The sequence below is a fragment of the Cupriavidus sp. 30B13 genome (assembly GCF_049059565.2).
Taxonomy (GTDB): domain Bacteria; phylum Pseudomonadota; class Gammaproteobacteria; order Burkholderiales; family Burkholderiaceae; genus Cupriavidus.
Map to the genome: position 1 here is coordinate 3311801 of NZ_CP188223.1, position 13648 is coordinate 3325448.

Sequence of the window (13648 nt, forward strand, 5' to 3'; positions counted from 1 at the left end):
CGTCTCGGCCTCAATGCTTGATGTTCTGTTCGTGGAGCCCGCACTCTTTCGAGTCCTTGCTCTCCCACCACCACCGCCCGGCGCGCACATCCTCGCCGGCGCGCACCGCGCGCGTACACGGCTCGCAGCCGATGCTCGGGTAGCCCCTGGCATGCAGCGCGTTGACCGGCACGCCGTGGCGCTTCAGGTAAGCCCACACCTCGGCCTCGGTCCAGTCGGCCAGCGGGTTGAACTTGGGGATGCCGCGCGCCTCGTCGATTTCCTCGAGCGGCAGCTCGGCGCGCGTGACCGCCTGCTCGCGGCGCTGGCCGGTCAGCCACGCGTCCGCATGCGACAGCGCGCGGTTCAGCGGCTCCACCTTGCGGATGCCGCAGCAGCTCTTGCGCAGGTCCACGCTGTCGTAGATGGCGTTGAGGCCGTTCTTCTTGAGGTAATTCTCGATGGCCTCGGCGTCCGGCGTGAACCGCTCGATGTCGTAGCCGTAATGCGCCTTGACCGCGTCCAGCACGGCCAGCGTCTCGGCGTGCAGGCGGCCGGTCTGCAGCGTGAACACGCGGATGCCGGCGCGCACGGCTTCGCTGCCGCGCAGGATGGCGTCGGTCACCACCATGTCCTCGGCGGCCAGGCTGGAGGCAAAGCGCGCGCGGAAGAAGCGCCCGGCGATGCCGGCCAGGCGCAGGCCCAGCTCGCGCTCCTTGGCTTCGAGGTCGGCGATGCTGCCGGTGTATTCCGGCGCCGCCCACAGCGCGGGCGGGCGCAGCGACGAAAGCGACCCCTCGGCCTCGGGCGCATCGGCGGGCGGCGACAGCACGCTCACCGGCACGCCGGCGATGGAGATCCCGTTCATGCCGTTTCCCTGCCCAGCGCTTCGGCGCGGTTGCGGCGGAACAGCGGCAGCGGCTCGTCCACCGACGCCTGGTAGGCCACGGTGAACTCCGTGAAGCCCTTGATGGCGTCTTCGATGTTCTTGTCGGCGCGCACGGCGAAGGTGTCGAAGCCGCAGCGCTTCATGAAGTTGAGCTGGTCGCGCAGCACGTCGCCGATGGCGCGCAGCTGGCCGGCCCAGTGGTAGCGCGTGCGCAGCAGGTAGGCGGTGGAGAAGCCGCGGCCGTCGCGGAACACCGGGAAGTCCACCGCCACCACGGACACGCTGCCGAACGCGGCCTGCGCGTCGGCGGGCTCGTCCTCGGGCGCCAGCCAGATGCCGGTGATGTCGGCCGCGCGGCCGGCCAGCACGCCGTCCTTGTGCGCGAGCCACGCGGCGAGCGGGAACAGTACCTGGTCCTTGCCCTGCGCCGCGGCGGCGATCTGCTCGTCGGTCAGCGGCTGGCCTTCGGCGCCGCGCAGCACGGTCCAGGCATCGTCGAGGATGACCGGCGTCGGGTGGGCGCCTTGCGTGCCGCGTTGCAGTTGAATGATCTTTGCCATGTCTTGTTTCTCCGGTGCTCAGGCTTCGGCGCGTTCGCGCTGCCCGCTGGTACGGCCCTGGGCGTACACGCGCTCCTTGAACGGCGCGATGCCGATGCGGCCCAGCACGTCGATGAAGCGTTCGTCCTCGTGGCGGTTGGCCACGAAGGTGTCGATGATGCGCGACACCACGTCGGGCATTTCCTCGGCCTTGAACGACGGGCCGATCACCTTGCCGATCGCGCTGGCGTTGCCCTGCGCGCCGCCCAGCGTGACCTGATACCACTCCTCGCCATCCTTGTCCACGCCCAGCACGCCGATGTTGCCCACGTGGTGGTGACCGCAGGCGTTGATGCAGCCCGAGATGTTCAGCGAGATCTCGCCCAGGTCGTGCACGTAGTCGAGGTCGTCGAAGCGCTGCTGGATGGCCAGCGCGATGGGGATCGACTTGGCATTGGCCAGCGAGCAGAAATCCCCGCCCGGGCAGGCGATGATGTCGGTCAGCAGGCCCACGTTGGCGGTCGCCAGGCCGGCCTGCTTCGCTTCCTGCCACAGCGCGTACAGGTCGCGCTTCTTCACGTCCGGCAGCACCAGGTTCTGCTCGTGCGCCACGCGCAGTTCGCCGTAGCCGTAGCGGTCGGCCAGGTCGGCCACCAGATCGATCTGCGCGTCGGTGGCGTCGCCCGGGGGCGACACCACGCCCGGCTTGGTCGACAGCGTCACGGCCGCGTAGCCCGGCACCTTGTGCGGATGGACGCTGCGGCTCACCCAGCGGGCGAAGGCCTTGTCTTCCAGCAGGTGCTTTTCATAGGAAGCATCGGTGTCGGCCAGCTTGTCGTAGGCGGGCGGCGCGAAGTACTGCGCCACGCGGTCGAACTCGGCCTGCGTGATGGTGGCGGGACCATCCTTGCTGAACTGCCATTCTTCCTCGACTTCCTGCGCGAACTTCTCCACGCCGATGGCCTTGACCAGGATCTTGATGCGCGCCTTGTACTTGTTGTCGCGGCGGCCGTAGCGGTTGTACACGCGAATGGCCGATTCCACGTACGACAGCAGGTGCTGCCACGGCAGGTCTTCCTTGATCACCGAGCCCAGGATCGGGGTGCGGCCCAGGCCGCCGCCGGCCAGCACGCGCAGGCGCGTCTCGCCGTCGGCGTTCTTGTAGGCGTGGATGCCGATGTCGTGCATCTGCACCACGGCGCGGTCGTCGGCCGCGGCGGTGATGGCGATCTTGAACTTGCGCGGCAGGAAGGCGAATTCCGGCTGGAAGGTGCTCCACTGGCGCAGCAGCTCGGCCAGCACGCGCGGGTCCACGGATTCGTCCGGCGCGACGCCGGCGAACTGGTCGGTGGTGATGTTGCGCACGCAGTTGCCCGAGGTCTGGATGCCGTGCATTTCCACGCTGGCGAGGTCGGCCAGCACGTCGGGCACGCGCTCCAGCTCCATCCAGTTGTACTGGATGTTCTGGCGGGTGGAGAAGTGGCCGTAGCCGCGGTCGTAGGTGCGCGCGATATGGGCCAGCATGCGCATCTGCTTGCTCGACAGCAGGCCGTACGGAATCGCCACGCGCAGCATGTAGGCATGGCGCTGCATGTACAGGCCGTTCTGCAGGCGCAGCGGCAGGAACTCTTCCTCGCTCAGCTCGCCGGAGATGCGGCGGCGCACCTGATCGCGGAACTGGGCTACGCGCTCGTTGACGATGCGCTGGTCGTACTGGTCGTACTGATACATGGTGTGGGTCCGTTCAGTATTCGGTGTATGCGGTAAGGCGTTGAATTCAGGAGACGAGCTTGATGGCGACCAGCGTCAGCGTGGTCGCCAGCGCGGCGCGCACCAGCCGCTCGGGCAGCGCCCGCGACAATTGCGCGCCCAGCCAGATGCCGGGGATCGAGCCCACCAGCAACGACAGCAACAGATTCCAGTCCACCGTGCCGAGCCACACATGGCCCAGCCCGGCCAGCGCCGTGAGCGGCACGGCGTAGGCAATGTCGGTGCCGGCCACTTCGGCCGGCTTCATCCGGGGATAGAGCAGCAGGATCAGGGTGGCGCCCACGGCGCCGGCGCCGATCGAGGACACCGTCACCAGCACGCCGATCACGGCGCCCACCAGCACGGTGGCCACGGCCTGGGCGCGGCCCTGGAGGTGAAAGCGGGGATTGCGCGCCAGCCAGTCCAGCATCTGCTTGCGGAACAGCAGCGACAGCACGGTCAGGATCACCGACACGCCGATGGCCATGCGGATCGCGTACAGCCACCGCGCGTCGAGCTCGCCGGCGCTCTTGAGCACCAGGATGGCCGCCGCGGCGGCGGGAAGGCTGCCGATGCACAGGCGGCGCACCACCTGCCACTGCACGTGGCCGTGCGCGCGGTGCGCGAGCGTGCCGAAACCCTTGGTGATGGAGGCGAAAGCGAGGTCGGTGCCGACCGCCGTGGCCGGCGAGAAGCCGAACATCAGCGTCAGCAGCGGCGTCATGAGCGAGCCCCCTCCCACCCCGGTCAGGCCGACGAGGACGCCTACTAGCAGACCGGAAACGGTATAGGCAAGGGACATGGGGCGAGCGCCGGGCCGGTGAGCGCCGCGGCCGCCGGGATGCCAGGCGCGCGCGGAGAATCCGACCATTCGTTAACAAAGTTCGAGAATCGTAATAAACTGGCCTCATATCTCAAACTAATAAGAAGTTGTTTGTTTATACGACCTCAGTTATATGAATCTGCATCAGTTCCGCTTTGTGCGTGAAGCCGTACGTCAGAACTACAACCTGACCGAAGCCGCAAAAGCGCTCTACACATCACAGCCAGGCGTGTCGAAGGCCATCATCGAGCTCGAGGAAGAGCTCGGCGTGGATATCTTCACTCGCCACGGCAAGCGCATCCGCAGCCTGACCGAGCCGGGGCGGCGCATCCTGGTGTCGGTGGAAAAGATCCTGCAGGAGGTGGAAAGCCTCAAGCGCGTGGGCAAGGACTACGCCGCGCAGGACCAGGGCAACTTCACCATCGCCACCACCCACACGCAGGCGCGCTACGCGCTGCCGCGCGTGATCGCCGAGTTCACCAGGCGCTACCCCAAGGTGCGCCTTTCCATACAGCAGGGCAACCCGAGCCAGATCGCCGACATGGTGCTGCACGACCAGGCCGACCTCGCCATCGCCACCGAAGGCATCTCGGCGGACAAGAACCTGGTCTCGCTGCCCGGCTACCAGTGGCAGCATGTGGTGGTGACGCCACCCGACCACCCGCTGCTGGAGAAGAAGCACCTGGCGCTGGAAGACCTGATGGCCTACCCCATCATCACCTACGACCTCAACTTCGCCGGCCGCCCCAAGATCAACAAGGCGTTCGAGTTGCGCCACCTGGAGCCGGACATCATCCTCGAGGCCATCGACGCGGACGTCATCAAGACCTATGTGGAGATCGGCCTGGGCATCGGCATCGTCGCCGGCCTGGCCTACGATGCCGAGCGCGACCGCAACCTGCGCGGCATTCCCGCCGGCCACCTGTTCGGCACCAATGTGACGCACCTGGCGGTCAAGCAGGGCGCCTACCTGCGCAGCTTCGTGTATACCTTCATCGAGCTGTTCTCGCCCACGCTGAACCGCAAGCTGGTGGAGCAGGCCATGTCCGGCGACCACGAAGCCTACGAACTCTGATTTCCCCAACGGCACCGGCGTGGCCGGTGCCGGCGGCGCGCCCCGGCCTGGCGCGCCCTGGCCGCCCCCGCTCCTGCTCCCACGCGGGGCCGGCTTACCGAACCTGGCCTGAACCCGATATGACGAATCAAGTACAAAGCACCATCCACTGGACCGAAGACGGCGAGGACCGCAGCGCCAACTGGCGCTCGGAGTCCAATATGCCGCCGCCCCGGCGCGTGGTCGTCGCCGACGACACCACCAGCGCCGACACCGCCTACCGGCTCGCCTGCGAAGGCACCGGCCTGCTCTGGCGCGGCGACTTCCAGAACGCGCGCCAGCTGCTGCAGGCGCTGGCCCGCCGCGCCGACAAGCCCAAGAAAGCGCACCGCAACAAGGCCCAGGCCAAGCCCACCCCCACCGAGGCGTTCCACCTGCACCGCCAGGCGCAGTCCCAGCGCGCCCGCACGCTCGGCATGCTGCTGCTGCCGTTCGAGGCCGACCACAGCGTGCCGCTGCGCCGCGCGCCCGACGTGCGCGAAGCCTGCCTGGAGGCCCACGGCGAAGCCGGCGCCCCCTACGTGGCCACCATGCGCGAGCTGCTCGGCCTGATCGGCGCGCACGAATGGCGCAAGAAGGGCGTGGAGATCCCCGCGCTGGGCGAGCGCATCCATCCTTACTACGGTGTGTTCTCGCCGGTGCGCGGCGAATACATCGACCTCGTGGCCAAGGCCCAGTTGCCGGCCGGCGCCACCGAGCTGGCCTTCGACATCGGCACCGGCACCGGCGTGCTGGCCGCCCTGCTGGCCCAGCGCGGCGTCAAGCGCGTGATCGCCACCGACCAGGACCCGCGCGCGCTGGCCTGCGCGCGCGACAACATCAGGCGCCTGCGCCTGGACGGCCAGGTCGAGGTCACCGAAGCCGACCTGTTCCCGGAAGGCCGCGCCGCGCTGGTAGTCTGCAATCCGCCGTGGGTGCCGGCACGCGCCAATTCCCCGATCGAACATGCCGTGTACGACCCGGACAGCCAGATGCTCAGGGGCTTCCTGGCCGGCCTGGCGGATCACCTCGAACCCGGCGGCGAAGGCTGGCTGCTGCTGTCGGACCTGGCCGAGCACCTCGGCCTGCGCACGCGCGAAGCGCTGCTGGGCTGGATCGACGAAGCCGGCCTGAAGATGCTGGGACGCCTGGAAGTCAAGCCGCGCCACCCGAAGACCGCCGACCAGGACGATCCGCTGCACGCGGCGCGCGCGGCGGAAGTGACTTCGCTGTGGCGGCTGGGAGCGAAATAGGCGTTCGAGCATGGCAGGCCCGGGCGGCCTGCCTGCGGCAGCGGCACTAGGCGCCGGAACGCGCCGCGGGCCGCTGCGGCGCGCGCAGCGGCGGCCCGAGGAATTCGACCCCCCAGCGCTGGCCGAACGCGGCAAGCGCCGCGGGATCCGGCCTGCCCGCGCGCATCGCCTCGCCGAGCTCGGTGAAGAAGGCCAGGGCGTCCATCCCCGGCATGATCGTCACGAGCTGGCTCGCGGGCGTGTCGCCGATGTTGACGAAGCCGTGGGCGCAGCCGCCGGGCACCGTGACCATCTCGCCCTGGCGCACCTCGAACTGCCTGCCGTCGACCTCGAACAGGTAGCGCCCGGCCGTCACGTAGAAGATCTCGGTCTCGCCGTGGCGGTGCAGCGGCGGCCCGAAGCCGGGCGCGTTGGTGGTCTCGACGATGGCGACGCTGCCGCCGCTGACGTACTGCGGCAGGCGCACGCGCAACTGCAGGCCGATCGCCGGAATCGCGATGCGCGGTTCGTCGGCCTGCGAAATCGATAGCTGGAACGGCATCGCCACACCCCCTTCTCCATGTCTGCACCGACTGCATTGTAGGCACGGAAAATGAGGCGGGAATGAGGGCGGCCGCCCCCGCGGCCGGCGGGCGCTCAGCCGGCCAGCTTGCGGAACGCCTCCAGCACCGCCTCGCCCTTGAACGGCTTGACGATCCAGCCCTTGACGCCGGCGGCCTTGCCGCGGTCCTTCATGGCGGGGCTGCTTTCGGTGGTCAGCATGACGATGTTCACGGTCTTGTTGCCGAGTTCGCCGCGGATCTTCTCCACCATGGTCAGGCCGTCCATATTGGGCATGTTGACGTCGCTGATCACCAGCCGGATGCCGGAGCCCGCCTTCATCTTGGCCAGGCCGTCCTTGCCGTCCACCGCGGTGTCCACGTCCAGTCCGTTCTTCCTCAGGAAGCCCGCCACTTCGTCGCGCACGGTGCCCGAATCGTCCACCACCAGAATCTTTGCCACTTTTTTCCCCTGTCTTGTTCAGTCAGAACAGCTCTAGTTCCCCGCCGCTCTCTTCGACAGCTTCTTCGTCTGCCACGAAGTCGAGCGGCGCGCTCGTAAATACGCACACCGTCGCGCCGAGCTGCACGGTGTCGTTGATCGAGACGTCGTACGCGGCGCGATAGTCCGGCCCGAGGCCGTCGATGTGCGCCACGCAATTCGCGCTCAGCACGTACGGCGTCGACATGCCGAGGTCCGGGAAATGGCGCAGCAGGTCCTGGTTGATGGCCCCGCAGCAGAGATTGCCGGTTTCCACGAACGCCTCGCGCAGCGCGCCCTGGGCGCCCTCGCGCATGAAATACGCGCGGGTGGCCTCGTCGTCCTCGAAATGCAGGATCAGCATCAGCCGGAACACCACCGACGAGATGGTCAGCACCACCACCTCGGCATCGGCCCGGCCATGCGCCCGGCCATGCGCCCGGCCATTGTCGCGCTCATGCGCCAGGCCCTTCGGCGCCGGCGTGACGACGCAGGCGTCGCCGGCCTGCACGGGCAGCCGGGACTGCGCCGCGCGGTGGAAAATGCGTTCGAAACTATGCTGTGCGCGAGGACTGATCACGTTGATGCCTGTTCTCTGATGCCGATTGCCCGATGCCGCCCGCCGGATGCTCGATGCCGCCCGGTCGCGCTCAATGCAGCCGCGCCTGGAACTGGCTGGCCAGCGCCTCGACGCTGCTCAGCGACGCGGTGATCATCTTGCCGCCGGCCTGGATGTCCTGGAACGTGGCGGTGGTGGTGAGGTCGTTCTGGTGCAGGCTGTCGCTGTAGCTCTTGGACAGCGCCTCCGAGCGCGCGGCCAGCTCCCTGACCTCGCCGGCCACCACGGCGAAGCCGCGTCCCACCTGCCCCGCGCGCGCCGCCTCGATCGAGGCGTTGAGCGAGACGATCACCACGTGCCTGACGATGGACGACAGCTCCTGGTTCTGCTCGTGCATGGCCTGGTTGCGCGCCATCAGCGAGATCATCTGCTCATGCCAGCGCTCGAAGGTGGCGGCCAGCCCGCGCAGGCGCCCGGCCTCGCCGGCGATCTGCCGGGCCTGGCCGGCCCACTGGTCGCGCTCCTCGCGCGCGGCCTTGAGCGCCGCGCGCTGGCCGTCGGCGGCCTCGGCCTGGCGCGCCGCCTCCTCGCGCAGGCGCTGCACCAGCGCCTGCAGCGCCTGCTGCTCGCGCTCGGCCCCCGCGGCGCGCTCGCGCAGCTCGGCGCCGGCCCGCGCCAGCGCGCCAAGCTCGCGGTCGGCATCGGCGCGCAGCTGCGACAGCGCGCGCGCCTTGTAGAAGCGGTGCGCGCACAGCGCCAGCACCGCGCTCACCGCGCCGCCCGCGAGGGCGGCCAACAGATACTGTCCAATCACAAGCAATCCTTCCGGTTTAGCTGCATCAGATGGAGTTGGCGGCCGCGGCCTGCCCGGCCGCCGCGTTCGTCATCATGGCGACGCTGTCCACGGCAAGCCGGTCCGGCAGGCAGACGATGGTCTGGAACTGGCGGAACGCGGCGCCTTCGCGGTCGTCGGTGAAGCGCAGCTCGATGCTGCCCTGCGCGCGCGCCAGGAAATCGTGCACGGCATCCATGCCGACGCCGCGCCCCGATACCGCGGTGACGGCCGGCGCGGTGGAAAAGCCCGGGCGGAAGATGAACTGGGCGACCTGCGCATCGGCCAGCGCGGCGCCGGCCTCGATCCAGCCGCGCTCGGCGGCGATGCTGCGGATGCGGTCGAGGGCCAGGCCGCGGCCATCGTCGCTGAGCGTGATCTGCAGCATGTCCTGGTCGACACCCGCTTCGATCTCGATCGTGCCCGCGGCCGGCTTGCCGTGCGCGAGGCGCGCCTCGGGGGCTTCGATGCCGTGGTCGATGGCGTTGCGCAGCAGGTGCGTGAAAACGTTCTCCAGCAACGCGCCGGCCTCTTCGTGCACGCGGTAGCCGTTGTCCTGGATGCGCACCACCGGCGTTTCCTTGCCCAGCTCGCCGGCCAGCGAAGGCAGCGAACCGAGCACGCCCGCCAGCGCTTCGCCGAGGCTCTGCGTTTCGAGCAGGCGCAGCGTCTGGTGCACCGCCTTGCGCATCGACACCAGGTCGTGCAGGTTGTCCGGATTGGCGGCCTCGAGCAGGCGCAGGCTCTCGCGGATGCGCTCCTTGCCGGCCATCAGCAGCGGCGCCGCGCCGCCGCCCTGGCCGCGGCGGCCCAGGCTCACGGCATTGATGTGGGCGTAGCGCTCCACCGCCTCGCGCACGCGCGCCAGTTCCTGCATCAGGCTGTCCTGGTCCCAGCCGTGGCTGCCGTGCCCGGCCTGGCGCAGCGATTCGTAGCGCTGCTCGGTCTCGTGCACCACGTCGGTCAGGTGCTGCAGGTTGTAGGTGCGCGCGTTGCCCTTGATGGTGTGCATGTTGCGGAACAGCGCGGCGATGGCGGCGCTGTCCGCCTCCGAGTACTGGCGGATGATGCGCTCGTTCTCGTGGATGAAGCTGTTCGAGCTTTCGATGAACTGGTGGAACTTCTCCTGACTCACCGACAGGATCTCGCCGATGATCTCCAGGCTGCGGCGCTGCTCGCTGGCCTCGGCCGCGAGCTGGCGCAGCTGCGTCACGTCGCGCACGCACAGCATCAGCCGCGTCACCGTGTCGGCGTCGTCGGTGATGGCCGACCAGCTCAGGTCCAGCACCTTCACGCGGCCGTCCGGCATGCGCCGCGCCACCTCGCCCGCCAGCAGGTGCTGGTTGAACACGAAGTTGATGCCGTCCTGGCCCAGGCACGCGCCCACCGCCGCCTCGATCTGCGACAGCGCGTCCGCGCCCAGGTCGGTGTCGGCGAACACCAGTTGCATGAAGTCGCGCCCGGCGATGTCCGGGGTCTCGAAGATTTCTTCCAGGTACACCGAATACTCCGGGTGCACCGTGCCGCCTTCCACCACCGTCAGGATGCCCTGCTGCATGTTCTGCAGGATGGCCTGGATGTCGGCGGTCTTCTGCCGCAGCAGCGCCGCGTTCTCCTGGATTTTCTCGATCATCCGGTTGAACGCCACGATGGAATGGCCGATCTCGTCCATGCGGCCCACCGGCACGCGCCGCGTGAAGTCCTGGCTGGTGGCGATCTCGCTCATCATCGCCTGCATGCGCGTGAGCGGCCGGGTGATCTGCCGGTACAGCAGCGCGCCGATCGCCGTCAGCAGAACGATGGCCACGCCGCTGACCACGCCGATGGCGGTGGCCGTGGTCGCCAGCTTGCCGTTCAGCCCGGTGATGGCCTCGTCCTTCTCGCGGTTCTTTTCCACGCGCAGCGTATCGACGATCTTCTCCATCTCGTCGCGATAGCGCGCCACGTTGGCGAACAGGAAGGCCTGCGCGATCTCGTTGCGGCCCGCGGCCTTCATCTCGGCGGTCTCGCTGATCGCGCCGAAATAGTTGTCCAGGCTCTCCCCGGCCTGCGTCAGCAGGCCCTTCTGCGCCTGCCCGTTGGCGCCCCTGGCCTGGCGCGCGAGCGCCTCGCGCAGCGCCGCCTCCTTGGCCTTGAGCTCGTCCTGCGCCTGCGCCACCAGGTTGCCGTCCGGCGCATAGACCAGCGCCATGGTGGCCAGCTGCACGTCCTTCACCAGCGACACCACATCGGCGGAAGCCAGCGCGCTGGGCACCACGCCTTCCGTCACCTGCCTCACCTCCGAAGCCCCGGCCCGGGTCTGGTAGACGGCATAGCCGCCTATCGCCGCCAGTGCCACGAACATCAGGACTACCAATAACGTAATGCGATGACGGATGGTCATGCTCTAAGCCCCTGTCTGCAAGCGTGTCAAGCCCTATATAAAGGGAAAATTGCCCGTTTTAAACGGAACGAATAGTCGTGCGCCGTGATTATTGCTAAGTGAGTGTGACCGAGCGATGACGCACCGTTGCGCCGGCCACACCCCGCCGCCCCTCGCAAGTGGGGTTCATCGGTCCCCGCAGATCTGCCGCACGCGCGCGCGCCCTTGCTGCCCGCCGACACGCGCCGGACGTGGCTTGCGCGCGCCCCGCCCGTACCACCTCGGTGCCATCAGGCTGTCATGCCGCTGTCACCTGCCGCCACTAGCCTCGGCGCCACCTGGGGAGGACGAGCCATGCAAGGTCTGGTTGGGTTGCTGGAGAAAACGGAAGCCGGTCGCGAGGTTCTCGGGCAGCGCGCCGGCACCCTCGACCGGCGCAGCCGCGCGTTGCTGATCATGGTCGACGGCCGCACCAGCATGGCCGACATGGTCAGCCGCGCAGGCCAGCTCGGGCTCGACGCCAGCGCCGTCATGCAACTGATCGACGGCGGCCTCGTCAAGCTGGCGGCCGGCCCCGCCGGCGCAGCGCAAGGCGCGCCGGCCGCACAGCCCGCCGCACCGGCCGCACCGGCCGCCACGCCGTCCCCCGCCCCCGCCCCCGCCGAAGCCGGCAGGAAACGCTCCCTCGCCGCCGCGCGCATGTACCTGATGGACGTGATGGCGCGCACCTTCGGCACCTCCGACCATCCGCTGCGGGCCCGGCTCGTCGAAGCCACCGACCGCGCCGCGGTGGAACTGGTGTTCGACGCGTTCCAGGTCCTGCTCAACGACACCGCCAGCCCGTCGCTGGTGGCGCATATCGAGTCCTCGTTCCGCGAGCTGCTGCCGCTGGGCTGAAAAACGCCCGCGGCGCCACCCCGACGAAAGAATTCCGCCCGGCCTGTCGATTTCCCCCACACTGAACCGTCGTCCGGATAGCGGGCCGCACCGGCACCGCCCGTCACCCATGCGCCGACAGGCAAAAAGGAGATCAGACATGGCATACATCGATGGATTTGTCGTTCCCGTTCCCACCGCCAACCGCGAGATCTACAAGAAGATGGCCGAAACCGCGGCCGTGGTCTTCAAGGACAACGGCGCGCTCGCCCTGGTCGAATGCTGGGGAGACGACGTGCCCGAAGGCAAGGTCACCTCGTTCTCCATGGCCGTGCGGCGCAAGGAAGACGAAACCGTGGTCTTCTCCTGGATCACGTGGCCCGACCGCCAGACCCGCGACGCCGGCATGAAAGCCGCGATGGAAGACCCGCGCCTGAAAAACCACGGCGAGATGCCGTTCGACGGCCAGCGGATGATCTTTGGCGGATTCGAGGTGCTGGTGGACGCCTGAGCCCGCGGGGCGCCACGCCGGCGGGCGTGCCCGATGGCGCACCTGCGCCGGCGGCGGCGGGATGGCGCAGGTGAACGCAGGCCGACAAGGGCAGAGGAGAACGACAAGTCGACGGAAGATAAGGCTTACCGGGCGCCATCGCCGTGCCAGAATAGCGGCGATGGCACCCCTCATCCGAAGGGGCTTCAGTGCGCGACCCCCAAGCTTCCGATCACACGACTCAAGCCGGTTTCCTCCCATGAAGACACTGCTCCTGACCCTCCTCTACGCAGCGCTGTCCGCATTCGGCGCCCCAGCCTTCGCGCAGATCGACGACCAGTCGCATCCGCAGGCACTGATCCAGACCGCGACCCAGCAAGTGCTCAACGAAGTACGCAGCCGCGCTGTGGCACCGGACGACATCCCGCGCATCACGGCCATCGTGAACCGCGACATCCTGCCCTACACCGACCTGCGCCGCACCACGCAGCTCTCCATGGGCCGGTACTGGCGCACGGCGACGCCGGCGCAGCAAGAGCAGATCATCGAGCAATTCAAGATACTGCTGATCCACACCTACGCCGGCGCCATCGCGCAACTCCGTCCCGACCAGCAGATCGCCTACCCGCCCTCGCGCTTCGAGCCCACCGAGACCGACGTGGTGGTGCGCACGGTCGCGCTGGACACCGCCAGCGGCCAGCCCGTGCAGATCGACTACCGCCTGCACAAGACCCCGCAAGGCTGGCGCGTGTACGACCTGAACGTGATGGGCGCCTGGCTGGTGCAGACCTACCGCCAGCAGTTCAACGAGATCATCCAGCAAGGCGGCGTGGAAGGCCTGCTGCGCTCGCTCACCGAACGCAACAGGCTGCCGGTGGTGGTCAAGCAGTGAAGGCCGGCGCGCCCGGTGGCGCGCTATCCGGCGCGCGCCCGGCCGCATGACGGAATGACCCACGCATCCCTCGCGTTCCCTCCGGTCCCGCCGAGGGACCGGCGCCGGCACTCCCAAGGGAAATAGCGCCCGCGCTCCACATCGTCCTTTGCGCGCGATCCGCAGCCGCATCCGGCGGCGGCTGCGACGGTGCCCGCAACACCGTGCCATCCGCGCAATCCGTGCGTTGCCTCCGGCGCATCGCCGCGCGCCGCCTTGTCACGATTCCACCGCGCCACGTCCTCCGGTTCCC

General features: G+C 68.6%; 14 protein-coding genes. 5 read left to right on the forward strand and 9 right to left on the reverse strand.

From position 1 onward, the window contains the following. Window positions 1-10 precede the first annotated feature (10 nt). The 4 genes from ACKI2N_RS15240 to ACKI2N_RS15255 are packed head-to-tail and all read right to left on the reverse strand — an operon-like array spanning window position 11 to window position 3958. Complete coding sequence (locus tag ACKI2N_RS15240; RefSeq protein ID WP_420993703.1) at window positions 11-847, reverse strand: phosphoadenylyl-sulfate reductase; 837 nt, start codon at window positions 845-847, stop codon at window positions 11-13. Then, window positions 844-1428 (reverse strand): DUF934 domain-containing protein, encoded by a 585-nt coding sequence (locus ACKI2N_RS15245; RefSeq protein WP_420993702.1) that lies wholly within the window; start codon window positions 1426-1428, stop codon window positions 844-846. The genes ACKI2N_RS15240 and ACKI2N_RS15245 overlap by 4 nt, the downstream gene beginning before the upstream one ends. An 18-nt stretch (window positions 1429-1446) precedes the next feature. Beyond that, window positions 1447-3138, reverse strand: a complete 1692-nt coding sequence (locus tag ACKI2N_RS15250) for a nitrite/sulfite reductase (RefSeq protein ID WP_420993701.1) — start codon at window positions 3136-3138, stop codon at window positions 1447-1449. A gap of 46 nt (window positions 3139-3184) precedes the next feature. Then, window positions 3185-3958 carry a sulfite exporter TauE/SafE family protein gene (locus ACKI2N_RS15255; protein ID WP_420993700.1) on the reverse strand — a complete coding sequence of 258 codons (774 nt, stop codon included), beginning with the start codon at window positions 3956-3958 and terminating at the stop codon, window positions 3185-3187. A gap of 154 nt (window positions 3959-4112) precedes the next feature. Between ACKI2N_RS15255 and ACKI2N_RS15260 the strand changes: the two genes are divergently transcribed. Both ACKI2N_RS15260 and ACKI2N_RS15265 read left to right on the forward strand, forming a co-directional pair. Beyond that, complete coding sequence (locus ACKI2N_RS15260; protein ID WP_420993699.1) at window positions 4113-5054, forward strand: CysB family HTH-type transcriptional regulator; 942 nt, start codon at window positions 4113-4115, stop codon at window positions 5052-5054. Between the two features lie 119 nt (window positions 5055-5173). Beyond that, window positions 5174-6325 (forward strand): methyltransferase, encoded by a 1152-nt coding sequence (locus ACKI2N_RS15265; RefSeq protein WP_420993698.1) that lies wholly within the window; start codon window positions 5174-5176, stop codon window positions 6323-6325. A gap of 46 nt (window positions 6326-6371) precedes the next feature. Here the strand turns inward: ACKI2N_RS15265 and ACKI2N_RS15270 are convergent, their stop codons facing one another. From ACKI2N_RS15270 to ACKI2N_RS15290, 5 genes are all read right to left on the reverse strand, one after another. Next, the gene (locus ACKI2N_RS15270; RefSeq protein WP_420993728.1) at window positions 6372-6866 is read right to left on the reverse strand and encodes a cupin domain-containing protein; all 495 of its coding nucleotides are present in this window, start codon (window positions 6864-6866) and stop codon (window positions 6372-6374) included. A gap of 95 nt (window positions 6867-6961) precedes the next feature. Then, the gene (locus tag ACKI2N_RS15275; RefSeq protein WP_420993697.1) at window positions 6962-7327 is read right to left on the reverse strand and encodes a response regulator; all 366 of its coding nucleotides are present in this window, start codon (window positions 7325-7327) and stop codon (window positions 6962-6964) included. A gap of 22 nt (window positions 7328-7349) precedes the next feature. Then, a complete protein-coding gene (locus ACKI2N_RS15280; RefSeq protein ID WP_420993696.1) occupies window positions 7350-7925 on the reverse strand; it encodes a hypothetical protein in 576 nt (191 codons plus the stop codon). Between the two features lie 70 nt (window positions 7926-7995). Then, window positions 7996-8718, reverse strand: a complete 723-nt coding sequence (locus tag ACKI2N_RS15285; protein ID WP_420993695.1) for a methyl-accepting chemotaxis protein — start codon at window positions 8716-8718, stop codon at window positions 7996-7998. A gap of 25 nt (window positions 8719-8743) precedes the next feature. Continuing rightward, on the reverse strand, window positions 8744-11119 hold the full coding sequence (locus ACKI2N_RS15290; protein WP_420993694.1) for an ATP-binding protein: 2376 nt from the start codon (window positions 11117-11119) through the stop codon (window positions 8744-8746). Window positions 11120-11452: 333 nt separating this feature from the next. On the opposite strand from ACKI2N_RS15290, the gene ACKI2N_RS15295 reads away from it, so the two are divergent. The 3 genes from ACKI2N_RS15295 (at window position 11453) to ACKI2N_RS15305 (ending at window position 13356) form a co-directional block, all read left to right on the forward strand. Next, the gene (locus tag ACKI2N_RS15295; RefSeq protein WP_420993693.1) at window positions 11453-11995 is read left to right on the forward strand and encodes a hypothetical protein; all 543 of its coding nucleotides are present in this window, start codon (window positions 11453-11455) and stop codon (window positions 11993-11995) included. A gap of 139 nt (window positions 11996-12134) precedes the next feature. Next, the gene (locus ACKI2N_RS15300; protein ID WP_420993692.1) at window positions 12135-12485 is read left to right on the forward strand and encodes a DUF1428 domain-containing protein; all 351 of its coding nucleotides are present in this window, start codon (window positions 12135-12137) and stop codon (window positions 12483-12485) included. Between the two features lie 238 nt (window positions 12486-12723). Further along, the gene (locus ACKI2N_RS15305) at window positions 12724-13356 is read left to right on the forward strand and encodes an MlaC/ttg2D family ABC transporter substrate-binding protein (protein WP_420993691.1); all 633 of its coding nucleotides are present in this window, start codon (window positions 12724-12726) and stop codon (window positions 13354-13356) included. Window positions 13357-13648 lie beyond the last annotated feature (292 nt).

Coding starts and splice junctions, on each gene's coding strand:
- ACKI2N_RS15265 (WP_420993698.1), top strand. CDS start 5,174: ATGACGAATCAAGTACAAAGCACCATCCACTGGACCGAAGACGGCGAG.
- ACKI2N_RS15305 (WP_420993691.1), top strand. CDS start 12,724: ATGAAGACACTGCTCCTGACCCTCCTCTACGCAGCGCTGTCCGCATTC.
- ACKI2N_RS15300 (WP_420993692.1), top strand. CDS start 12,135: ATGGCATACATCGATGGATTTGTCGTTCCCGTTCCCACCGCCAACCGC.
- ACKI2N_RS15295 (WP_420993693.1), top strand. CDS start 11,453: ATGCAAGGTCTGGTTGGGTTGCTGGAGAAAACGGAAGCCGGTCGCGAG.
- ACKI2N_RS15255 (WP_420993700.1), bottom strand. CDS start 3,958: ATGTCCCTTGCCTATACCGTTTCCGGTCTGCTAGTAGGCGTCCTCGTC.
- ACKI2N_RS15245 (WP_420993702.1), bottom strand. CDS start 1,428: ATGGCAAAGATCATTCAACTGCAACGCGGCACGCAAGGCGCCCACCCG.
- ACKI2N_RS15260 (WP_420993699.1), top strand. CDS start 4,113: ATGAATCTGCATCAGTTCCGCTTTGTGCGTGAAGCCGTACGTCAGAAC.
- ACKI2N_RS15250 (WP_420993701.1), bottom strand. CDS start 3,138: ATGTATCAGTACGACCAGTACGACCAGCGCATCGTCAACGAGCGCGTA.
- ACKI2N_RS15290 (WP_420993694.1), bottom strand. CDS start 11,119: ATGACCATCCGTCATCGCATTACGTTATTGGTAGTCCTGATGTTCGTG.
- ACKI2N_RS15270 (WP_420993728.1), bottom strand. CDS start 6,866: ATGCCGTTCCAGCTATCGATTTCGCAGGCCGACGAACCGCGCATCGCG.
- ACKI2N_RS15240 (WP_420993703.1), bottom strand. CDS start 847: ATGAACGGGATCTCCATCGCCGGCGTGCCGGTGAGCGTGCTGTCGCCG.